Annotated in this window: 23 protein-coding genes; 8 read left to right on the forward strand and 15 right to left on the reverse strand. The window is 32.9% G+C overall.

What is annotated here, in order from left to right; translation table 11 throughout:
- Positions 1 to 36 precede the first annotated feature (36 nt).
- The 4 genes from ACM55I_RS10725 (at position 37) to ACM55I_RS10740 (ending at position 6051) form a co-directional block, all read left to right on the forward strand.
- Positions 37 to 1404, forward strand: a complete 1368-nt coding sequence (locus tag ACM55I_RS10725) for a glucoamylase family protein (protein WP_416846781.1) — start codon at positions 37 to 39, stop codon at positions 1402 to 1404.
- A 6-nt stretch (positions 1405 to 1410) separates the two neighbouring features.
- Entirely contained in the window at positions 1411 to 2109 is a 699-nt protein-coding gene (locus tag ACM55I_RS10730; protein WP_416846782.1) for a carboxylesterase family protein, read from the forward strand.
- Between the two features lie 3 nt (positions 2110 to 2112).
- Positions 2113 to 4413, forward strand: coding sequence for a beta-glucosidase BglX (gene bglX / locus ACM55I_RS10735; protein WP_416846784.1), 2301 nt, complete (start codon positions 2113 to 2115; stop codon positions 4411 to 4413).
- 246 nt (positions 4414 to 4659) lie between these two features.
- A complete protein-coding gene (locus ACM55I_RS10740) occupies positions 4660 to 6051 on the forward strand; it encodes a M20/M25/M40 family metallo-hydrolase (protein ID WP_416846785.1) in 1392 nt (463 codons plus the stop codon).
- 40 nt (positions 6052 to 6091) lie between these two features.
- Here ACM55I_RS10740 and ACM55I_RS10745 read toward each other — a convergent pair whose 3' ends face one another.
- From ACM55I_RS10745 to ACM55I_RS10760, 4 genes are all read right to left on the reverse strand, one after another.
- Positions 6092 to 7183 carry a PAS domain-containing sensor histidine kinase gene (locus ACM55I_RS10745; protein ID WP_416846786.1) on the reverse strand — a complete coding sequence of 364 codons (1092 nt, stop codon included), beginning with the start codon at positions 7181 to 7183 and terminating at the stop codon, positions 6092 to 6094.
- Positions 7184 to 7429: 246 nt separating this feature from the next.
- Positions 7430 to 8290, reverse strand: coding sequence for a hypothetical protein (locus ACM55I_RS10750; protein WP_039109782.1), 861 nt, complete (start codon positions 8288 to 8290; stop codon positions 7430 to 7432).
- 16 nt (positions 8291 to 8306) lie between these two features.
- Positions 8307 to 9125, reverse strand: a complete 819-nt coding sequence (gene kdsA / locus ACM55I_RS10755; RefSeq protein ID WP_416846788.1) for a 3-deoxy-8-phosphooctulonate synthase — start codon at positions 9123 to 9125, stop codon at positions 8307 to 8309.
- Positions 9126 to 9281: 156 nt separating this feature from the next.
- Positions 9282 to 9734: a 2-dehydro-3-deoxyphosphooctonate aldolase gene (locus ACM55I_RS10760; protein WP_416846790.1), complete on the reverse strand. Its 453-nt coding sequence runs from the start codon at positions 9732 to 9734 to the stop codon at positions 9282 to 9284.
- 195 nt (positions 9735 to 9929) lie between these two features.
- Between ACM55I_RS10760 and ACM55I_RS10765 the strand changes: the two genes are divergently transcribed.
- On the forward strand, positions 9930 to 10487 hold the full coding sequence (locus tag ACM55I_RS10765; RefSeq protein WP_416846792.1) for a YeeE/YedE family protein: 558 nt from the start codon (positions 9930 to 9932) through the stop codon (positions 10485 to 10487).
- Between the two features lie 3 nt (positions 10488 to 10490).
- Positions 10491 to 10904, forward strand: coding sequence for a DUF6691 family protein (locus ACM55I_RS10770; RefSeq protein ID WP_416846793.1), 414 nt, complete (start codon positions 10491 to 10493; stop codon positions 10902 to 10904).
- Between the two features lie 45 nt (positions 10905 to 10949).
- Here the strand turns inward: ACM55I_RS10770 and ACM55I_RS10775 are convergent, their stop codons facing one another.
- The 8 genes from ACM55I_RS10775 to ACM55I_RS10810 all read right to left on the reverse strand — a co-directional run bounded on the left by ACM55I_RS10775 (position 10950) and on the right by ACM55I_RS10810 (position 17525).
- Complete coding sequence (locus tag ACM55I_RS10775; RefSeq protein ID WP_416846794.1) at positions 10950 to 11621, reverse strand: lysoplasmalogenase; 672 nt, start codon at positions 11619 to 11621, stop codon at positions 10950 to 10952.
- Between the two features lie 15 nt (positions 11622 to 11636).
- Positions 11637 to 12902 carry a sterol desaturase family protein gene (locus ACM55I_RS10780; RefSeq protein WP_416846795.1) on the reverse strand — a complete coding sequence of 422 codons (1266 nt, stop codon included), beginning with the start codon at positions 12900 to 12902 and terminating at the stop codon, positions 11637 to 11639.
- A 95-nt stretch (positions 12903 to 12997) separates the two neighbouring features.
- The gene (locus ACM55I_RS10785; protein WP_416846796.1) at positions 12998 to 13273 is read right to left on the reverse strand and encodes an ATP-dependent Clp protease adaptor ClpS; all 276 of its coding nucleotides are present in this window, start codon (positions 13271 to 13273) and stop codon (positions 12998 to 13000) included.
- A 46-nt stretch (positions 13274 to 13319) separates the two neighbouring features.
- Positions 13320 to 14153, reverse strand: coding sequence for a 50S ribosomal protein L11 methyltransferase (gene prmA, locus ACM55I_RS10790; RefSeq protein ID WP_416846798.1), 834 nt, complete (start codon positions 14151 to 14153; stop codon positions 13320 to 13322).
- A gap of 105 nt (positions 14154 to 14258) precedes the next feature.
- Positions 14259 to 15011: a triose-phosphate isomerase gene (tpiA, locus tag ACM55I_RS10795; RefSeq protein WP_416846799.1), complete on the reverse strand. Its 753-nt coding sequence runs from the start codon at positions 15009 to 15011 to the stop codon at positions 14259 to 14261.
- Between the two features lie 51 nt (positions 15012 to 15062).
- Positions 15063 to 15557, reverse strand: coding sequence for a TlpA family protein disulfide reductase (locus ACM55I_RS10800; RefSeq protein WP_416846800.1), 495 nt, complete (start codon positions 15555 to 15557; stop codon positions 15063 to 15065).
- A gap of 311 nt (positions 15558 to 15868) precedes the next feature.
- Complete coding sequence (locus ACM55I_RS10805) at positions 15869 to 16969, reverse strand: BT_3928 family protein (RefSeq protein ID WP_416846801.1); 1101 nt, start codon at positions 16967 to 16969, stop codon at positions 15869 to 15871.
- A gap of 7 nt (positions 16970 to 16976) precedes the next feature.
- Positions 16977 to 17525 carry a DUF1599 domain-containing protein gene (locus ACM55I_RS10810; protein ID WP_416846802.1) on the reverse strand — a complete coding sequence of 183 codons (549 nt, stop codon included), beginning with the start codon at positions 17523 to 17525 and terminating at the stop codon, positions 16977 to 16979.
- Positions 17526 to 17699: 174 nt separating this feature from the next.
- Between ACM55I_RS10810 and folP the strand changes: the two genes are divergently transcribed.
- Together folP and ACM55I_RS10820 are read left to right on the forward strand one after the other, a co-directional pair.
- The gene (gene folP / locus ACM55I_RS10815; protein ID WP_416846804.1) at positions 17700 to 18524 is read left to right on the forward strand and encodes a dihydropteroate synthase; all 825 of its coding nucleotides are present in this window, start codon (positions 17700 to 17702) and stop codon (positions 18522 to 18524) included.
- Between the two features lie 2 nt (positions 18525 to 18526).
- Positions 18527 to 19159 carry a hypothetical protein gene (locus tag ACM55I_RS10820; RefSeq protein WP_416846805.1) on the forward strand — a complete coding sequence of 211 codons (633 nt, stop codon included), beginning with the start codon at positions 18527 to 18529 and terminating at the stop codon, positions 19157 to 19159.
- Positions 19160 to 19331: 172 nt separating this feature from the next.
- Here ACM55I_RS10820 and ACM55I_RS10825 read toward each other — a convergent pair whose 3' ends face one another.
- From ACM55I_RS10825 to ACM55I_RS10835, 3 genes are all read right to left on the reverse strand, one after another.
- Entirely contained in the window at positions 19332 to 19805 is a 474-nt protein-coding gene (locus ACM55I_RS10825; protein ID WP_416846807.1) for a CHRD domain-containing protein, read from the reverse strand.
- 241 nt (positions 19806 to 20046) lie between these two features.
- The gene (gene rlmH, locus ACM55I_RS10830; protein ID WP_416846808.1) at positions 20047 to 20520 is read right to left on the reverse strand and encodes a 23S rRNA (pseudouridine(1915)-N(3))-methyltransferase RlmH; all 474 of its coding nucleotides are present in this window, start codon (positions 20518 to 20520) and stop codon (positions 20047 to 20049) included.
- Between the two features lie 216 nt (positions 20521 to 20736).
- Positions 20737 to 21165: an SRPBCC family protein gene (locus ACM55I_RS10835; RefSeq protein WP_416846810.1), complete on the reverse strand. Its 429-nt coding sequence runs from the start codon at positions 21163 to 21165 to the stop codon at positions 20737 to 20739.
- Positions 21166 to 21170: the final 5 nt, after the last annotated feature.

The following is a 21170-nucleotide window of genomic DNA, read 5'->3' on the forward strand; positions in this document are numbered from 1 at the left end:
ATTATTTTTATAAAGATGAAAAACGGTTTATACATAATGTTTTTTTTAATTTTTTTAAATTCTTGTTCGTCTTCATCCCCTGGAGGAAATAGTGGGGGCGGTACTCCATTACCAACGACTCCTACTACTCCTATACCTGTTTTAACTGATACCGAAGCTATGGATCAGGTTCAAAAAGATGCTATCAAATATTTTTGGGATTATGCTGAAACCAATTCAAAATTAGCAAGAGAGCGTTACCTAACTGATGATCCAAGTTTTGAAGCTAATATAGTTACTACCGGAGGTTCAGGTTTTGGATTAATGTCAATAGTCGTTGGTGTAGAGCGAGGATTTGTTAATAGAAGCGAAGCTGTTTCTAGACTTACAACTGCTTTGACTTTTCTCGAAAATGCAGATCGGTTTCATGGTGCGTGGTCACATTGGATAAATGGAACAACAGGCAAAGTAATTCCTTTTGGAACTAAAGATAATGGCGGAGATTTAGTAGAAACCTCTTTTTTATGTCAGGGTTTGTTAACCGTTAGAGAATATTTCAAAAACGGAACTACTGCAGAGCAAGCTTTAGCGACTAAAGCGGATAATTTATGGAAAGGTGTTGAGTGGGATTGGTATACCAAAGGCGAAAATGCTTTATACTGGCATTGGTCACCTACTTACGGTTGGGAAATGAATTTTAAACTGGAAGGATACAACGAATGTTTGATTACCTATATAATGGGTGCTGCGTCTCCTACACATCCTATTCCGGCTGCAGCTTATCATGAGGCTTGGGCAAGAAATGGCGCAATAGTAAATGGCAGTTCACAATACGGAATTCCAGTAATATTCAATTATAATGGAGCAACAGGAAATGTAGGTCCTATGTTTTGGGCACATTATTCTTATTTAGGTTTAGATCCTACTAACTTGACGGATCAATATGCAGATTATTGGGCACTGACCCAAAACCATGCTAAAATCATGAACAAATATTGTATTGCTAATCCACATCAATGGAATGGGTATTCGGACAAATGTTGGGGATTAACGGCAAGTTATTCTCGTAATAGTGATGGATCTACAGGATATTCAGCGCATCAGCCTAATAATGATTTAGGAGTAATTTCACCTACAGCAGCATTATCCTCTTTTCCTTATACGCCAACAGAATCAATGAAATTTCTGCATTATTTATATGATGAGAAAAAGAGTTCTTTAGTTGGAATTGCAGGACCTTATGACGCTTTTTCTCCGCATTATAATTGGATAACGCCACGATATTTAGCAATCGATCAAGGTACAATTGCCCCAATGGTTGAAAATTATCGTACTGGTTTATTATGGAAATTATTTATGAATTCACCAGAGGTAAAACAAGGTTTAGTAAAACTAGGTTTCCATTCCGGGAAATATAATTTTTAAGGAATTATGAAGTATAAAATTATAATAATTGCCTTTTTATTTTCATGGAATGCCTTTTCACAATCAGAGGTAAATGGAAAAATGAAAACCGAAATCGTGCAAAAACACGAAATGGGTTATGCATTACATATTCCGGCGAATACTAAAGATAAAAAACCGTTAATCATTTTTCTTCATGGTTCAGGTGAAAAAGGAACTGATATCGAAAAAGTAAAAATTCATGGACCTTTTAAATACATTAAAAACCACGAACTCGATGCGTATATTTTGGCACCACAATGTCCTGAAAACGAAGAATGGAATAATGAAGTATTGTACCGTTTGATTTTAAAAATTCAAAAAGAAAACAATATAGATTCAAACCGAATTTACCTTACCGGATTGAGTTTAGGGGGATGGGGAACTTGGAATCTGGCTTTTTCGCATCCCGATATGTTTGCAGCACTCGTTCCAATTTCAGGATTTGTAGATCTGATTCAATTGGAAGAAGCATGTAAAATTGCAGCTATTCCAACTCGGGTTTTTCACGGTTTGATGGATGATGTTGTGAATCCAGATTATGCAATCGCCATTTATAAAGAACTAAAAAAGTGTAATGGCAATGTCGAACTAACCATTTTTGATGATGCAGGTCACGACAGTTGGTCAAGAGTATATGACAACCAAGAAATTTATGATTGGATGTTTAAACAAATAAAAAAATAAAAAATGAAAATTAAACTAATTATACTTCTCTTAGGCTTTTCACTTTTTGGCTACAGCCAAAAAAAGACAGCTAAAAAGACAGTTAAAATTAAACCCAAAACCGAATTTGTATCCGAATTATTGTCGAAAATGACTTTGGAGGAGAAAATAGGGCAATTGAATTTGCCTACTTCGGGGGATATTACCACTGGAGCTGCCAATAGTTCTAATGTGGCTAAAAATATTGAAGAAGGTAAAGTGGGTGGTTTATTCAATATCAAGTCCGTTCAGAAAATTAAAGAAGTGCAAAAGATTGCAGTCGAAAAAAGCCGATTGAAAATCCCGTTGCTTTTTGGAATGGACGTCATTCACGGATATGAAACGACCTTTCCTATTCCGCTTGGATTGTCTTGTACTTGGGATATGAAACTGATTGAAAGAAGTGCTCAAATTGCAGCTCAAGAAGCCAGTGCTGATGGAATCAACTGGACTTTTTCTCCTATGGTTGATATTTCTCGTGATCCAAGATGGGGTAGAGTTTCTGAAGGTTCGGGTGAAGATCCGTTTTTGGGAAGCCAAATTGCCAAAGCTATGGTTCATGGATACCAACAAGACGATTTGTCAAAAAACAATACCATTTTATCTTGTGTGAAACATTTTGCCTTGTATGGTGCGCCGGAAGCCGGACGCGATTACAACACGGTTGACATGAGCAGAATAAAAATGTACAATGATTATTTTCCTCCATACAAAGCGGCTGTTGATGCTGGTGTAGGTTCTGTTATGGCATCTTTCAATGAAATTGACGGAATTCCGGCAACTGGAAACAAATGGTTAATGACTGATGTGTTGAGAAAACAATGGGGTTTTAAAGGTTTTGTGGTTACTGATTTTACAGGAATTCCTGAAATGATAGAACACGGAATGGGAGACTTACAAACGGTTTCTGCGTTGGCTCTAAATGCCGGAGTGGAAATGGATATGGTAGGCGAAGGTTTTCTTACTACTTTAAAAAAATCATTGGATGAAAAAAAGGTAAGTATAGAACAAATCGATAATGCAGTTCGACTTATTTTGAATGCCAAATATGATTTAGGATTGTTTCAAGATCCTTATAAATATTGTGATGAAAAAAGAGCAAAAACGGAGATTTTCACGAATAGTAATAGAGCTGAAGCCAGAAAAATTGCTGCTCAATCTTTGGTTTTGCTTAAAAATCAAAACCAATTACTTCCTTTGAAAAAATCAGGAACTGTAGCCGTGATTGGACCATTGGCTGATGCCAAAGAAAACATGGCGGGTACTTGGAGTGTTGCGACAAATATGCAAAAGTCTATTTCATTAGTAGCCGGAATCAATGAAGTTGTTGGAAATTCAACTAAAGTGCTTTACGCCAAAGGAAGTAATCTGGATTATGATGCAGCTTTCGAAGAAAAAGCGACCATGTTTGGTAAAACCTTACACCGTGATAGCAGAACAAAGGAAGAATTATTGGCAGAAGCTTTGAAAATTGCTAGTCAATCCGATGTAATTATTGCAGCTCTTGGTGAATCTGCGGAAATGAGTGGAGAAAGCAGCAGCCGAACCAATTTAGAAATTCCACAAGCTCAAAAAGATTTATTACAAGAATTACTTAAAACTGGAAAACCAGTGGTTTTGGTTTTATTTACTGGGCGTCCATTAGTTTTAGTTCAGGAAAACGAAACTGTTCCAGCGATATTGAATACATGGTTTGCAGGAAGTGAAGCAGGAAGTGCTATTGCGGATGTTTTGTTTGGAAATGAAAATCCTTCGGGAAAATTGACTGCTACTTTCCCTAGAAGTGTAGGGCAAGTGCCTATTTATTACAATCAAAAAAATACGGGAAGACCGTTAGGGAACAAAGAAGGAAAGTTTGAAAAATTCAGATCTAATTATATAGATGAAAGAAATGAGCCTTTATTTCCTTTTGGTTTTGGATTGAGTTATACCACATTCGACTATTCGAACCTGAAAATTTCATCGGATAAAATGAATTTTAATGAAAAAGTAAACGTTACTGTTGATGTGACAAATACCGGAAATTATGATGGTAAAGAAGTAGTGCAATTGTACATAAGAGATTTAGTGGGTTCTGTTACAAGACCTATAAAAGAGCTGAAAGGATTTCAAAAAATCGCTGTTAAAAAAGGAGAAAAACAAACGGTAACTTTTGAAATTTCCGTTGAAGAGTTGAAGTTTTATAATTCTGATTTACAATTTATTGCAGAGCCGGGTGCGTTTCAAATTTTTGTTGGCACTGATTCTAATGCAGAGAAGAAAGTTAGTTTGGAGTTGATTAAATAAATTTGGTTTGTTTATTTAGTGACGACCCTTCGGTATTTATATCGAAGGGTTTTTTTATAAAAAAGTGTGCATATTAAATGCAACACGATGAAGAACGGCTATTTTTATTTAATTTTATCAATTCAAAAAAATTAGGAAGGCTTTTTTTGAATGTGGCATCAAATATTCGTTAAGAATTACGAAATTGCCACTCCTATTAGAACTGAAATTATTAAGTACTATTTCAAACAATCACCATATTAAATTATGAAAAAATCAATTGTATCTGTTATCCTATTCCTTAGCGGAATTGTTCTTTTTGCACAAACTAAAGATGAACAAACGCTAAAAGAAATTTACAAATCATCATTAACCAACTCAAAATGTTATTCTTGGTTGGATTATTTATCCAATAAAATAGGTTCTCGTTTATCAGGTTCAGCCAGTGCTGAAAAAGCAGTTCAGTATACCAAAGCACAATTAGAAACTCTAGGGTTGGATCGTGTTTATCTTCAAGAAGTGATGGTGCCAAAATGGGTTCGTGGCGAAAAAGAAACTGCTTACATTCAAGACAATAAAACTAAAATAAATGTGCCTATTTGCGCATTGGGAGGTTCTGTTGCTACCTCAAAAAATGGGCTTACTGCTGAAGTAGTTGAAGTGCATAGCATCAAAGAATTAGAAGCTTTAGGAAATAAAATTAAAGGGAAAATAGTTTTTTTCAACCGACCGATGGAGGATGAACAAATAGAAGCTTTCAATGCTTATAGTGGTTGTGTAGATCAAAGATATGCAGGAGCCAAAGAAGCTTCAAAATTTGGAGCATTGGGTACCATTGTACGCTCTATGAACCTTCGATTGGATGATTTTCCTCATACAGGAGCACAGAGCTATGGCGACATTCCAAAATCACAATACATTCCAACAGCTGCTATTAGTACAAATGGAGCGGAATTATTAAGCAAAAAAATAAAAAATAATCCAAAATTAAAATTTTATTTCAAACAATCCTGTAAGCAAATGGATGATGTTTTATCCTACAATGTCATTGGGGAAATAAAAGGAAGTGAGCATCCTGAAAACATTATGGTTGTTGGCGGGCATCTTGATTCTTGGGATTTAGCTGATGGTTCCCATGATGATGGAGCTGGAGTGGTTCAAAGTATGGAAGTGGTAAATATCTTTAAGAACTTGGGTTATAAACCAAAAAATACCATTCGTGTTGTACTTTTTATGAATGAAGAAAACGGTGGTAAAGGTGGAAAAAAATATGAAGAATTGGCTCAAACCAATAAAGAAAATCACATTTTTGCTTTAGAAAGTGACTCAGGCGGATTCAGTCCCAGAGGTTTTTCTTTAGAAAGTGATGATGCTAATTTTAATAAAATTCTAGGATGGAAAGATCTTTTTGAACCCTATTTGATTCATAGTTTTGTAAAAGGGCATGCTGGTTCAGATATTGGACCATTGACTTCTAAAATGCTTGTAAAAGCAGGTTTAAAACCAGATTCACAACGTTACTTTGATTATCACCATGCATTAAATGATACATTTGATGCTGTCAATAAAAGAGAACTAGAATTAGGAGCGGCAACAATGGCTTCATTAGTGTATTTGATAGACCAGGATGGGATTGAAACAAGTAAAGAAGTGCAATAGGTTTTAAAAATATTAAATCAATTATGAAGGTGTAAAATGATTAATCTTTAAAAAATATTGTGAATTTTACACCTTCATAAATTTTACTTTCTACTTCAATACGGCCACCTAAATTAGTAATGTGATTATAAATTAGATAAAGTCCTATGCCATTACTGTCAATATGATCGTGGAATTTTTGATGTAGTCCAAAAATTTTATCTTTAACTTTTTCCATGTCAAAACCCAATCCATTATCAGAATAAATTAATTGACTGATTCCGTTTACTTTTTTAGAAACAATAGAAATACAAGGTAAGGTGTCCGGTTTCGAGTATTTTATTGAATTGGTAATTAAGTTTAAAAATATACTTTTCAGGTATTCTTTATTAAAATTAATTTCAGCAAGCTCTGAAAAGTCGATGTTAATTATAATTTTTGAATTTTCTATTAATGATTTTATAGAAAGGAGCACTTCATTTAAATTTTTATTCAAACCTAATTCTTCAATGGGGGCATTTAACTCATCTTTATGAATTAATTCATCGACTGATTTTTTTAAAGTTTGCCTTAAACTCTCTGTTGCGTTTTTTAAAATAGTTATAAACTCAAGTGTTTCCTCGTCATTAATCTTTGAAAGGTCAATGAGATCAAATACGGACAGCAAATTATTTACAGGTGACTTTAAGTCATGCGAAGTTGTATACGATAAATGCTTAAGGTCTTTGTTAATTTTTGTCAGATTTGCAAGAAGTAAGTTTCGTTCTTCTTCAATTCTTTTTTTATGTGTAATGTTTTTAGCAATAGCATAAACTAGTTTCTCCTCTTCAACGGGCATTGATGTCCAGGATAACCATACAACTTCTCCACTTTTAGTTAAATACCGATTTTCAAAATTTAAAAGGGGCTTGTTTTTATATACTTGTTCTCTTGTTTCGATAGTAATTTTAAGGTCTGGAGCATAAACAAAACTACTTATGGGGTTAGCATACAATTCCTCATCTGAATACCCTAATAGTTTTGAAACAGCGGGATTTATTCGCTTGAAATAGCCATCAAATCCTGCAATACAAATAAAATCAGCTGAGATTTTAAAAAAATTATCAAAGTGATAGATCCCACCTGAGTCAGGATTTCTTTTTTTTATAGTCATGGGGTGTAAAAATTGTTTTTATTCAGATTTTAGATAAATACAAATTTTATGAATTGTTTAATTCTGTTATTTTAGAAGAAAACATAATATCCAAATTTAGCTAATAATTATTATAATAAAAGCAATGGTGGGAACAAATTTGTAATTAAAATAAAACATATTAACTTCATTAAAATAAAAAAAGCGTTAAACAAAACGAGGCTGTCATTTTACTGACAGCCTCGTTTATTATTATCTATGTACTATTTATATTTTGAATATTCCTCCAAAAGCAATTATTCTTTGGAAAAAGAAAAAATCTTGAAAAGCACTATCTTCCGTACTTTGAGTAGTTCTAATATCTTGCATATTGATATAACCTCCTTTTAATTCCCCTTGAACATAAAAATGTTTTAGGAAAGTAACATTTAAACCTGCTTTCAAAGAAGTTCCATAACCAGATACATGAAAATCATCGTGACGCGGCTTACCCAAAAGAGTCGTATTTGTTTTTGGATATAATAATCCAACTCCAACACCTTCAGTTAAGTTGATTTGAATTTTATCAGTATTCCCAATTTTGAATAAAGATGAAATATCATCATGTCTTGAAAATTCAGTGTTTACATAGTTTAATCCATCAGTATGCTCATACATCAGAAATTTTTCTGTCATAACACTCGGAGTATTGTTGTAAGTCCCATTGTAATCTGATCCGGAATCTGTCAAAGGAAGGTTGATTGTACCTGTCATATTAACGGTTTGATCCTGCGTCATAACATACTTCATGTGATCCCAACCTACAGCAATACTGTAATGGTCGTTTATGAAATACCCCATTCTAAAATTAGTTTGAGGAATAGTCATTCTCGCGGGGTTTATATAATCAACATGCCAGCCTTTTGGTTTGTCATGAGCGACCATATTATCAAGAGTAAAATTATAATCTTTTCCTCTAAAGGTAACATCAGATTTGGTGTAACTATCTCTGTTTCCACCCCAAGAAATAAAAAACTTCCCTTTATTGTGAGCCGTATATTTATCTTGTATTTTAATTTGCTCTTGCGCAAAAGTGTTTTTTGAAAAACACATAATTAAGAATGCGGAATATAAAATTATATTTTTCAATGAATTTAAATTGAAATTAAAACTGATTTATTGTTTTTCTGATTGCAACTAATTTAGTCATCAGACCTTCAAAATAATCTAAATGCAACATGTTTGCCCCATCGCTTTTAGCATTAGCGGGATCAAAATGAGTTTCGATGAAAATTCCATCTACACCTACAGCAATTCCTGCTTTGGCAACCGTTTCAATCATATCAGGTCTTCCGCCTGTTACCCCAGCTGTTTGGTTGGGTTGTTGTAGCGAATGTGTAACATCAAGAACTGTGGTTGCATAGTTTTGCATTGTAGGAATTCCTCTAAAATCCACAATCATGTCTTGATACCCAAACATGGTTCCACGGTCTGTAACCATTACGTTTTGATTGTTGCAATCCAAAACCTTTTGCACGGCATGTTTCATGCTTTCAGGACTCATAAATTGTCCTTTTTTCAAGTTTACGACCTTTCCAGTATTGGCGGCAGCCATGACTAAATCAGTTTGACGAACTAGAAAAGCAGGTATTTGTAACACATCCACATATTGTGCAGCCATTTCGGCATCTTCATTAGTATGGATATCAGTTACGGTAGGAACACCAAAAGTTTCCGAAACTTTTCTAAGGATTTTTAATGCTTTTTCGTCTCCAATGCCAGAAAAACTGTCAATTCTGGAACGATTGGCTTTCTTGAAAGAGCCTTTAAATACAAATGGAATCTCCAGTTTATCTGTGATACCAACTAGTTTTTCTGCAATACGCATCGCCATTTCTTCACCTTCAATAGCACAAGGACCGGCAAGAAGAAAGAAGTTGCCACTATCACTATGTTTGATGAGTGGAATATGTTGTATGTTCATAAAAATTTATTTTTTGAAAGTGCAAAGATAATTAGAAATAATGATTTAGTATTTTTTTGAAGCTATTTCCTGCTATCCGTTGCAATCTTTTCTTTTTTGGAAGAAAAAAAGAAAAGGATTTTCACTGTTATCAGGGCTAGGGCAGTCGTGTTTTATTTAATTCTTTTTTAAACTAAGACCAACGGGTACCATTAAAATTCCTTTTTCGTAAATATTCAAATAGAGTTTTATAGGTTTCTTTTGCCCATCCCATTTTAGTTCATATACATCCAGGAAACCAGCGCCTAAATCTGTCTTCTTTGTTGGAAACGGACAACAGCTCTCCAGTTTTGTGTAAGTGATTTTTTCTCCTTTTGGTCCAGTCAGTGCATTCAAAAAACGTTCTTGATTAATCGTTTCGTTTACTGTGTTTCTGTAAAAAATGTTGATTGGATAATCTTGATCGTAACCATATTTTTTGTCTTTGCTGTAGGCTGTTATTACAAAAGTATTTTCTTTTGTAAGTGTTAGTGCAGGTGCATTATCATCTACGTTTTTCAAGGTAGATTTTGTGCTTACACAAGAGGCACTAAGTAGTAATAAAACGACAAACGGAATTATTTTTTTCATATTTTTAATTGATTTTTTGGGAATATTTATAACAATTATAATACCATTGCCCGCTTAAAGAGGTACAAATATAAACAGAACTTTAAAGCCTATTACATTAACAAATATTAATTTATTGTGCAGTTTTTTACTATTGTAACTTTTCTCACATAGAATCAATAATTTGCTTTATATATTTGCATAAAATTTACAAATATGGATATTATTTATCAAACTTGGCCTTGGTATGTTTCCGGGTTTTTAATAGGCATGATTATGCTTTGTCTTATATATTTTGGAAAAACGTTTGGCATGTCTTCTAATTTGCGCTCTCTTTGTTCTATGGCCGGTTTAGGGAAACGAGTAACGTTTTTTGATTTTGATTGGAAAGCACAACGTTGGAATTTAGTTGTGGTTATAGGAGCGATGTTAGGCGGTTTTGTAGCGGTTCATTTTATGAGTGATGCTTCAAATGTTGCTATAAACCCAAAAACCATTGCACAATTAGCGCAATTGGGAATCGATGCTCCAAACGGAAAATTAATGCCAGAAGCACTCTTTGGTACTCAGATCTGGGAATCTCCCAAAAGTATTTTTATTCTTATAATTGGTGGTGTTTTAATAGGTTTTGGCTCCCGTTATGCCGGTGGTTGTACTTCAGGACATGCTATATCGGGTTTGAGTAATTTGCAACTTCCATCTTTGAAAGCGGTTATAGGATTTTTTGTTGGAGGATTAATTATGGCTCATTTTTTATTACCCTTAATTTTTTAGAATATGAACGTATTAAAATATTTATTAGTTGGATTTGTTTTCGGTATTGTACTTACAAAATCGGAAGCCGTTTCCTGGTATCGCATTTATGAAATGTTTCAATTTCAATCCTTTCACATGTACGGAATTATCGCTGTGGCTATTTTGACAGGAGTAATTGGCATCCAAATCATAAAAAGAAATAAACTAAAAGATGTAAAAGGTCAGCCAATAGAAATTCAGGATAAAGAAAAAGGTTCTTCCCGTTATTTGATTGGTGGATTGTTTTTTGGATTGGGTTGGGCACTTGTCGGTTCTTGTCCAGGTCCAATATTTATTCTAATTGGTGCTGGTTTCTGGAGTGTGCTTTTAGTGCTTTTTGGTGCTTTATTGGGTACCTTTATTTATGGAGTATTAAAAGATAAATTGCCTCATTAATTCCATTAAAATTAAATTTTATAGCATTTTCTGAAAATGAAAATGCTATTTTTTTCTGTTTAATTTCAAAATACCAACTATAATCAAGTATTGAGCAAGCAGGTACGTTGCCATTATCAGAAAAGAACTAAATCGAATGGGTTCATAAAATTTATTGAAAGCCAGAATACTGTCCGAACTTACAAAAATAACCGCGCCTAGTAATATATAAGTCCCGGCAGGTTTACTCCATTTTAAATACCCTTTAAAGGCAAATAAAAGCATAGTTGAGAGTATGATGGCATAAACAAAAATCGGGATTTTCAAGTCACCTAAAGTTGGTAATAATATTGATAACATTAGTATTAAATAGACAATAATAACTGTTATTCCCACCCAGAAAACAGCTTTGTTTCTGGACGAATTTATTCTTAATTGTTTACTGAATAAAACGATATAAGCGATATGAGAAATTAGGAATGCTACCAATCCAATGATGAAATAGATTTCAGCTTTGTAAGCAAATAGTAAAATAACATCTCCCATCCAAGAAAAAGTCAAGGCTATTAAAAGGAATTTTTTAGAAGGAAAATCTCCGCAAGAATAAACGGCAAGAAAAAGAAAAGGAATCAAAAAAGGTTTTATAAACCACGAAATGTCTTCTCTTCCCAAAATAATTAATAAAAGATAAACGAAACTGATTCCAATATAGGCTTTGAATGATAAGGTACTTCTCATGAATAGTTTTTAAGATTATGGCACAACTACTTTTTCTTTTTCGAAATTTACACTTACAAAGTAGACTGTGGCTATTAAGGATAACGTAAGATATCCAATAATGATATAATTTGCGTAAGGGAAAAGTTGATTCATTGAAAACCAGTCGCCAAAATAAGCAATAATAGTTATCCCGAAAGCAAATCGGAGAATTTCCCAAAAAAGTGAAATTTTTCTGGTATCCATTAATTCAGTGTAGCTATAAACTGTTACAAAAATAAATGCGCCATATACAAATACATTGGGTAAACCAATTATTGCAATAGAGTTGTATAAATAGCTGATAAATAACAAAGTAATTATGGCTTGAATCATAGCCAAAAACATCAGTTTTTTAGAATGTTGGGTACCATATTTTTCAAAAGCATAAACATCTTTAATTTTGTGTACAGGATATTTTTCTTCAAAATTTTCTGGGCGCCACCCCGTTGGTTTGAACCAAATAATGCATTTATCTTTCCAGTTTTCAGCACGCCAAGCGTCGGTTATCAGTAGCCAAAGATGTTGAAAATTAATGCGGATGGGATTCCAGGTTAGTGCGGGTCTCGTGATTCCAAAAACGGGTGGAACTGATGCTAATTCTTCTTGAAATGTACCAAATAACTTATCCCAAATTATAAATATTTGGGAATGATTTTTATCCATATATTCTGGATTAATAGCATGGTGCACCCGATGATGGGAGGGAGAAACCATGATTTTTTCCAGAAAGCCAATTTTTTTAATGTGTTTGGTATGATACCAAAATTGAAGAAATAAATGAATGGGAAGTGTAATCGCAATCACTTTTGAGGGAACTCCTAACAAAGCCGCAGGAATCAGCAAAAAGGTAAATAAATTAACAAAACTGGATATGGGTTGGCGTAAAGCACAAGCTAAATTAAACTCTTCACTACTGTGATGAATCGCATGTTTATTCCATAAAAAATTAATTTGATGTGAAAATCGATGGCTCCAATAACCATAAAAATCTATGGTAATGAAACCTATAATGTAAGCCAGAAAACTAGCCTCTAAATGAAAAATGGCGATTTTTGATGCGATCCAATCGTAAGAAATAAGGGTCATGCTAAGTCCTAAAACGTCCTTTACGGAGTTGACCATTCCAGAACTTACGCTCGAAACAGTATCCATATTGGGAGCAGTATCTTCTCCTTTATAACGGCCATATATTTTTTCTGCTATGATTAATGTCAAAAAAATGGGCATTACAAAAACTAAAATTTTTCCGTATTCTACCATAAAAGCCTATTATGTTATTCAAATATATAATAAAAGTATATGTTTTATGAATTATTTACAATAATTCTATAACAGGCTATTAAATTTAAATACAGCTAAATAATTTCAGCACTTAATCCAGCTTCCAATAGTTGAGTACACTGCGGTTTTAGCTTATTATAAGGTCCTGTTTTTACGGTACATTTTCCGTTGTAATGAACAATTAACGAACATTGTTCTGCTTGCTCTGGAGTGTGATTACAAACGCGAATTAAAGTTTCTATGACGTGGTCAAAGGTATTTACATCATCATTATAGACAATAATTTCGTTATCTAAAGATACAATTTCTTTTACACTGACCCTTTCTCTTACTTTTTCTTTAGTACTCATTTTGTAGGTTTTTTGTACTTATATAATTAATAAAAAAAATAACACACTAATTTACGTATTTTAGAGAAACCCAGTTGTTTCTTTCGAATTTTTTAACATAAGTTAAACCTTTTTCTGTGCAGGAAGCATCAATAAATGAGATGTCTTCTACGTAGAAACCGCTTAATAATAAGATTCCTTTTGGATTTAAACAATCTACATAACTTTGTATATCGTTCAACAAAATATTTCTATTGATGTTAGCAATTATCAAATCGTATTTTTTGTTTTTCAACAAATCGGCATCACCTTCATAAACTGTAATATGATGACAATTATTGCGTTCCGCATTTTCGATAGAATTCAAATAACACCAATTATCAATATCAATCGCATCAATTGGTTGAGCACCTTTCATTTCGGCAAGAATAGCCAAAATTGCTGTCCCGCAACCCATATCAAGTGTTTTTAAACCAGTAACATCTATTTCCAATAAATGTTGAATCATCATGTGAGTGGTTTCGTGATGACCGGTTCCAAAACTCATTTTTGGTTCAATTACAATATCAAATTCGGCATCCGTTTTTGGATGAAAAGGCGCACGTACATGACAATTTCCATCTACATCAATTGGTTCAAAGTTCTTTTCCCATTCCTCATTCCAGTTCACTTGCTCTATTTCTTCGAAAGTGTAGTCAATTTTAAATTCCTCTGATTGCAAAATTTGAATTTCATTAAGAATCATTTCGTCCCATAAATCCTTTTGCACAAAAGCAGAAACACCCGTTTCGGTTTCGGTAAAACTTTCAAAAGCTTTTTCTCCTAATTGGGCAATTAATATTTCTGAACCTAGTTCTTTTGGTTCTATGGTAAAATGATATCCGATATAAATGTTTGACATGTTTATTTTTTTGGTAAAGGTAGTATTATCTCTTTTTATTGAAGAATTAAAACAAAAAAAGGCTTGATAAAATATCAAACCTTTTTTAAAATTGTATGTAAAAAATTATATTGCGCTCACAATAGCAACAAAATCATCTGCTTTTAGTGCAGCTCCACCAATTAGACCTCCGTCTACATCTGGTTTAGAGAAAATTTCTTTTGCATTTTCTGGTTTTACACTTCCACCGTAAAGAATAGAAACATCATCAGCGATGTCGCTTCCAAAAGCTTTACGTACCGTTTCTCTGATGAATTCGTGCATTTCTTGTGCTTGTTCCGGAGAAGCTGTTTCTCCAGTTCCAATTGCCCAAACTGGCTCGTATGCTAAAACAACATTTGCCCAGTCTTTTGCTTCAATCTGAAACAAACCATCACGCAATTGATTTTCAACAATATTAAAATGGTTTTTAGATTGGCGGTCTTTCAATTCTTCACCAAAACAGAAAATAACAGTCATGTCATGTTCTAAAGCGGTATTTACTTTACTTGCAATTAAAGCATCTGTTTCATTAAAAATTGCTCTACGCTCTGAATGTCCAAGAATTACGATATTCACACCAACACTTTTAAGCATATCAGCAGAAATTTCGCCTGTAAAAGCACCACTTTCAGCTTGATGTACATTTTGAGCAGCCACATCAATATTTGTAAACTCTAAATGATCAACAGCAGAAGCTAGGTTAACAAAAGTTGGAGCTACAATTACCTGTGCTTTAGTTTCTGTTGGGATTTTTGCAATTAATTCATTCAATAAATCTTCAGTCTGTTCTGCGTTTTTATGCATTTTCCAGTTTCCTGCTACAATCTTCTTTCTCATTTTGTTGTTTTTTATTTTAGTTAGGTAGTTTTTTTGAAATGAATACTGCTATTATTTCAATTTTTTTAAAGTTTCATTTATTAAGTCAAAATCAGTTTCTATCGCACGATATAAAACTATTTTTCCTGTTTTGTCAATGATGATGTACCTTGGAATCCAATCCAAATCAATTGCTTTTCCAAAAACACCTTTCATTTGGTCATTTGCCATGAAATGATCTCCTTTTAATTCGTGTTTTTCAATACCAACTTTCCATTTATCGGCAGCTTTGTCCATAGAAATAAACACATAAGCTACATCAGGATGATTAGCCTGTAATTCTTTAATTTTCGGCATTGCTTTTACGCAATCTCCGCACCAGGATGCCCAAACTTCAATTACTAAAGTTTTGCCTTTGTGCTTTTTTAAAATATTCTTAAAAGCAACTTGGCTTCCATCAGTTGATAATAATGTTTCTGATAAAGCTTCTTTTGAAAATGCTGTTTTTTGAGCTTGTGTACAAGAAAATGTAACGAAAGCGATGAATAAAACGAATATTTTTTTCATTTTTTATAATTTGGAACAAAGTTAAACAAACAATTTGATTGGGGAATAGAGATTGACGAATTTTGAATTCTCCGCTATTATATCACAAAAAATGATTTTTTTGTAATGATAAAAGTAGTGAAATCGTAATAGTTAACTGTTAAATGGAACGTTTATTGAAATAAATTAAAAGTAGGGCTTTCAAAGTAAACTAATTTATCCATTTTCAAGTGATATTTCAGTAAAATGCAATACTAAATTGGACAAGATGTGAGTATATAAAATAATTAAAGGTCTAAAATTACCAGTTTTAGTAACTTTAAACCTTTTATTTATAGTTTTAAATCTGCAATATCATTGTAATGCACTTTTTGTAAAATAGTCCCTTTTTCAAGAACTACAATACTCGGATTGGCTCTTTCAATCGTTTTTAAAGCTGTAGCATCACAGAAATAAAAATCGAATGTCATCCCGAATTCTTTTTTAGATTTAGCAATTTCTTCCGGTGAAGAAGCTGTCATTCCTATTACTTTATACCCTTTTGCTTTAGCTTCCTGATTCAATTTTTCCAATTTAATTAAACCCGCTTTATCAGCATGAACTAAATCATAAGCCACAATCATCACTAATTTTGGCTCATCTAAGAATTCCTCTTTATAATCAGATCCGTCTTTTTCCATAGCAAAATCATGAATAGGAGGGACATAGCCTTCGGTTATCACTTTGTCTTTTCTGTCTACAAAAGTGGCTCCTTCCGGTAGCGCCATTAAATCTTTTTCACTAAATTCTTTGTCAACGCCATTTACTTTATAAATAAAAACCATTTCGACGACACTTTTTGGCGCATTATCAGGAATTCTCATTCCTTTTTGGATATTAGTTCCTACTTTATACGGACGGAAATCAATTAAAGGCAAATGATGGATAACCCAATAGCCCATAAACGCACACAAAGCGATACTTGCAAAAGCCAAAATATTTTGAACTGTATTTCCAAATAACGGTTTCACTAATTTTCTATTAAAAAATAGAATCAGAATAAAAAATAATAAAACGACATCTTTAATAAAGGATTGCCACGGCGTAATATGCAAAGCGTCACCAAAACAGCCACAATCTCTAACAACATCAAAATAGGCAGAATAAAACGTAAGGAAAGTGAAAAACACAATCAATACTAATAAACTGTTAATCGTAAATTTTGATTGGTAACCAATGAGTAACATAAAGCCTAAAACAACTTCAAGAATAACCAAAAACAATGCGATCGCTAATGCAAATGGTACTAAGAAAGGCATGTTAAAAACGGGCTCGCCAAAATATTCCGCGAGTTTATAAGAAAACCCAATGGGGTCATTCAGCTTTATTAATCCGGAAATGATAAATAGGATTCCAACGAAAATTCGGGAGAATTGAGTACTTATATTTTTCATAGTTTTATTAATTTTTGGTTCCAAAACCCATTAAAATCAATGCGAAAATCGAATAATTAATCATATCCTGATAATTAGCGTCAATGCCTTCAGAAACTAATGTTTTTCCTTTATTGTCTTCAATTTGTTTCACACGAAGCAGTTTTTGCAAAATCAAATCCGTAAGTGAACTCACACGCATGTCGCGCCAAGCCTCGCCATAATCATGATTTTTGGCTTCCATTAAATCTTTGGTGAGTTTCAGTTTGGTATCGTATAATTGGGTTGCTCTTGAAACCTCCAAATCAGGTTGATCCGCAACGCCTAATTCCAATTGGATTAATGCCATAATGGAATAATTGATAATCCCGATGAATTCACCCGTTTCATCTTCGTCAATTTTACGAATTTCATTTTCTTGTAAACTTCGTATTCTTTGGGCTTTAATATAGATTTGGTCCGTCAGCGAAGGCAATCTTAAAATACGCCAGGCACATCCATAATCTTTCATTTTGTTGATAAACAGCGAACGACAAATCGCAGTCACAGTATCATATTCCTTTGAAGTATTCTTCATTATTGGTGTATATTTGTCTAAAATTTTTTCAAAAGTAAAGAATTAAGATTGAAGTACAAAGTACAAAGACTGTTAACCGCAAAGAGAACACCGCGGCTGAATGTTGAATAAAGATTAACGAATGTTGAATGCAGAAGTTCTGATAACTGCTACTGAACACTGAATACTAAAAAAATGACGATTAACTGTAAAGAACAACTCATCGACTTATCAACTCCAAAAGTAATGGGGATTTTGAATGTTACACCCAACTCTTTTTTTGATGGTGGAAAGTATAAAAATGAAAGCGAAATACTTTCTAGGGTTGAAAAAATGCTTTTAGATGGCGCTACTTTCATTGATTTAGGTGCGTATTCCAGTAAGCCTAGTGCCGAATTTGTTTCGGAAGAAGAAGAGATTTCAAGAATTGTTCCTGCTATTGATTTGATTTTAAAAAATTTTTCCGAAACGATTATCTCTATTGACACTTTTAGAGCTGAAGTGGCAAAAGCATCCATTGAAAGCGGAGCTGCCATTATCAACGATATTGCGGCAGGAAATCTGGACGAAAAAATGTTTGATATAATTGCAAAATACAATGTTCCCTATATTATGATGCACATGCGTGGGAATCCTCAAACGATGCAAACACTTACTAATTATGACGATATTGTAAAAGAAATGGTTTTCTATTTTTCGGAACGAATTGCTAAAGCGAGAAGTTTTGGAATCAATGATTTAATTATTGATCCTGGTTTTGGCTTTGCCAAAACACTGGAACAAAACTACGAAGTATTTCAAAAAATGGAATTATTCAGCATGCTTGAGTTACCATTTTTAGTTGGAATTTCGAGAAAATCTATGATATCTAAAGATTTGAATATCAATACAGAAAATGCATTAAACGGAACCACGGTTTTAAATACTTTAGCATTAACTAAAGGAGCAAAAATACTTCGTGTTCACGATGTAAAAGAAGCGATGGAATGTGTTACCTTATTTAATAAAATCAATCCATAAACATGAAATATTTTAGTCTGATTATTCTTTTTACACTGCTTTCTTGCGGGAATAAAGAAGACATTTTATTGCCAAAAGCCAATGTAACAATCGTCAAAAATGTAGAAGATCATTCGCCAATCTATTTTTTTTTTAGAACAAAAGGGAAAGATACTTTGGCAGAGGTAAACAGAAAAAACGAAATTATTTCTACCAATTGGATTTTCAATATTGACAAGCGTTTGCCTTTGCGATTGGTAATTCCTGAAGTAATGAAACTGCAACAAAAAAAGCGCGAAGAAAAAGCGCACAAAAACGAATTAGCTCAAAATTATTATTCGTATGCAGATACCATCGGTAAAAACTTAGCCTTTATTCCTTTTACAAAAGTGTTTTACAAATTAGAAAAACCGAAATTAGGAGTTGTTGTCTTTTTTACCAAAAACAATGAGATTTTAGTTGATAATTTAGCTGTAAAAAAAGAAGATTTTCTGGAGTATTTAAATAAATTACCTAGTGATAAATGGAGCCAATACATCTTTGGTTTTGACAAAAACCTTGATTTTGGAAGTTATATCCAAGATAAAATTTTCTTGGAAAGTTTAAGACTTTCAAAATCAGAATTAAGTGTTGGCAACTATGAGTTTGTCTACTAATAAAAATCATGATTATTGATACCTATTTAAAGTTTAAAAATTTTATAAGAAGATAATTTTACGATTTTAATATTGGTAGCGATTATGATAAAAAAAGTCTTTCCCTATTTAAGAAAGACTTTACTGGAGTAACACTATAAAAGTATGTTATTGTTTAATTCGATATATCTTTCTAATAGGGGGCAACATATTTAATCAGCTGTCCTCTAATTTCCCCCGTAGGATTTGCAGCGGTATGAATGTTTACATAATAAAGTTCTGGTACAGTTTTAAGATCTGCTTCTTGCGTTGCATCTAAAGTACCTGATAAAGTGTAAGTTGTTGCAGATGTACTGTTTAATCCAAAAACAACATTATTGGCAGGAGCTGTTCCTGCTAATCCTCTATGAATATGAGCCATTGTAGGATTTACAACATTGTGAGTTACAGTAATAGTGAATGCTTTTGTAGTATTATTGAACGTAAGTGTTGCATTTCCCATTGCACTTGAAGTATTCATAGGGACTTCATTTGAGCTACTTAATATTGCTTTATAAGTTGTCGTGTTTGAATTTGGATCAGGACTTGGATTATTGTAGCTATTACTGCAAGATACAATGCTCAATAAAAGAATTAAAATTGCTGAAAATCTAAAAATACGTTTCATGATAAAAAGATTTATAAGTTTAAAAAATCGAATACCACCACTATTAGCAAATTTTTTAATTAGTTTGCCATGTTTAATCTTATGATTTTTTTAATGTAAAAAATTGATTTTGTGAGTATTAAATTTACGAAATTATTTTTGTAATTAAAAATGGTTTAACTTTAAATTATAAGTTTTGCAGACGAACCTTATTTTAATGACCACGAAATAATTTAAACTTTTAATTTTTCCTTTAAGCTTCTTACTGATGATGGTATGGTTCGTTTCTCAAAATCGTAAATCCGCGATATAATTGTTCTATAAAAAACAACCGCACCATTTGATGGGAGAATGTCATTAAGGAAAGCGAGATTTTCCCTTGTGCTTTGGCATAAACCGTTTCCGAAAATCCATAAGGACCGCCAATTATAAAAACTAAAGTCTTGACACCTGAGTTCATTTTCTTTTGTAATTCATCTGAAAAACTAACACTGGAAAAGTTTTTTCCATTTTCGTCCAATAAAATAAGTTGATCCGTTGGTGTTATTTTTGCCAAAATCAATTCGCCTTCTTTCTCTTTCTGCTGACTTTCAGACAGGCTTTTTACGTTCTTTATATCAGGGATAATATCCAAATCAAATTTAATATAAAAAGACAAACGCTTGGTGTAATCGTCTATCAAAGATTGTAAAGCTTTGTTATCCGTTTTGCCGATAGCAATAAGTTTAATGTTCATTTTGTGGGATTTCAGAGGCACAAAGATAGAAAATTGATATTGCATTTAAGGAACAAAAAAGGATCGAACAAATTAGTACAGATTTAAATTTGTTCTTTTCTTTTCTAATTTTAAAAGTCGTGTTTCTAAATGTCATAATCATGTTGAATATTTCATGTTATAATGAATAAAAATTGACGACAATAGGGTAGCTTTCTAGAGCAGTCCTTGATTTTTTTATAATTTTGATTCGGTGTATTCTTTGAAATTATTCAATATAGATTGCCAACCCGATTCTTGCATGGCTATTGGATTCTCGTTTTCGGCTTCAAATACTTCAATAATTTTGGTCATATCATCAGCATCAGAAAAACTAATTTTTACTTTTCGATTGTCATCAGCGGTATATTCAATAAGTTCATTTCGTTTGATGGTGTCATAAGTACCACTGAAGTAAAACCCCATACTGCCATCTTTTGCTTCCATTCTTGAAATAAATTTGCCTCCAACTTTTAAATCATTTTCAGCTCTGGTTGTATGCCAACCATCCGATGCACTGTTCCATTTTACAATATCGTCAGGATTTGTCCACTTATTCCAAACGGTTTCTATTGGTGCATTAACTACAGTTTCTACTGTTATCAATGTTTTATCATTATTTTCCATAATTT

This window comes from Flavobacterium algoris, from assembly GCF_048158525.1.
Classification (GTDB): Bacteria; Bacteroidota; Bacteroidia; order Flavobacteriales; family Flavobacteriaceae; genus Flavobacterium; species Flavobacterium algoris.

Coding starts and splice junctions, on each gene's coding strand:
- ACM55I_RS10740 (WP_416846785.1), top strand. CDS start 4,660: ATGAAAAAATCAATTGTATCTGTTATCCTATTCCTTAGCGGAATTGTT.
- rlmH (WP_416846808.1), bottom strand. CDS start 20,520: ATGAACATTAAACTTATTGCTATCGGCAAAACGGATAACAAAGCTTTA.
- folP (WP_416846804.1), top strand. CDS start 17,700: ATGACGATTAACTGTAAAGAACAACTCATCGACTTATCAACTCCAAAA.
- prmA (WP_416846798.1), bottom strand. CDS start 14,153: ATGTCAAACATTTATATCGGATATCATTTTACCATAGAACCAAAAGAA.
- ACM55I_RS10775 (WP_416846794.1), bottom strand. CDS start 11,621: ATGAGAAGTACCTTATCATTCAAAGCCTATATTGGAATCAGTTTCGTT.
- kdsA (WP_416846788.1), bottom strand. CDS start 9,125: ATGAACATACAACATATTCCACTCATCAAACATAGTGATAGTGGCAAC.
- ACM55I_RS10730 (WP_416846782.1), top strand. CDS start 1,411: ATGAAGTATAAAATTATAATAATTGCCTTTTTATTTTCATGGAATGCC.
- ACM55I_RS10745 (WP_416846786.1), bottom strand. CDS start 7,183: ATGACTATAAAAAAAAGAAATCCTGACTCAGGTGGGATCTATCACTTT.
- bglX (WP_416846784.1), top strand. CDS start 2,113: ATGAAAATTAAACTAATTATACTTCTCTTAGGCTTTTCACTTTTTGGC.
- ACM55I_RS10810 (WP_416846802.1), bottom strand. CDS start 17,525: ATGAAGAATACTTCAAAGGAATATGATACTGTGACTGCGATTTGTCGT.
- ACM55I_RS10785 (WP_416846796.1), bottom strand. CDS start 13,273: ATGAGTACTAAAGAAAAAGTAAGAGAAAGGGTCAGTGTAAAAGAAATT.
- ACM55I_RS10760 (WP_416846790.1), bottom strand. CDS start 9,734: ATGAAAAAAATAATTCCGTTTGTCGTTTTATTACTACTTAGTGCCTCT.
- ACM55I_RS10770 (WP_416846793.1), top strand. CDS start 10,491: ATGAACGTATTAAAATATTTATTAGTTGGATTTGTTTTCGGTATTGTA.
- ACM55I_RS10725 (WP_416846781.1), top strand. CDS start 37: ATGTTTTTTTTAATTTTTTTAAATTCTTGTTCGTCTTCATCCCCTGGA.
- ACM55I_RS10820 (WP_416846805.1), top strand. CDS start 18,527: ATGAAATATTTTAGTCTGATTATTCTTTTTACACTGCTTTCTTGCGGG.
- ACM55I_RS10780 (WP_416846795.1), bottom strand. CDS start 12,902: ATGGTAGAATACGGAAAAATTTTAGTTTTTGTAATGCCCATTTTTTTG.
- ACM55I_RS10800 (WP_416846800.1), bottom strand. CDS start 15,557: ATGAAAAAAATATTCGTTTTATTCATCGCTTTCGTTACATTTTCTTGT.
- ACM55I_RS10805 (WP_416846801.1), bottom strand. CDS start 16,969: ATGAAAAATATAAGTACTCAATTCTCCCGAATTTTCGTTGGAATCCTA.
- ACM55I_RS10835 (WP_416846810.1), bottom strand. CDS start 21,165: ATGGAAAATAATGATAAAACATTGATAACAGTAGAAACTGTAGTTAAT.
- ACM55I_RS10825 (WP_416846807.1), bottom strand. CDS start 19,805: ATGAAACGTATTTTTAGATTTTCAGCAATTTTAATTCTTTTATTGAGC.
- tpiA (WP_416846799.1), bottom strand. CDS start 15,011: ATGAGAAAGAAGATTGTAGCAGGAAACTGGAAAATGCATAAAAACGCA.
- ACM55I_RS10765 (WP_416846792.1), top strand. CDS start 9,930: ATGGATATTATTTATCAAACTTGGCCTTGGTATGTTTCCGGGTTTTTA.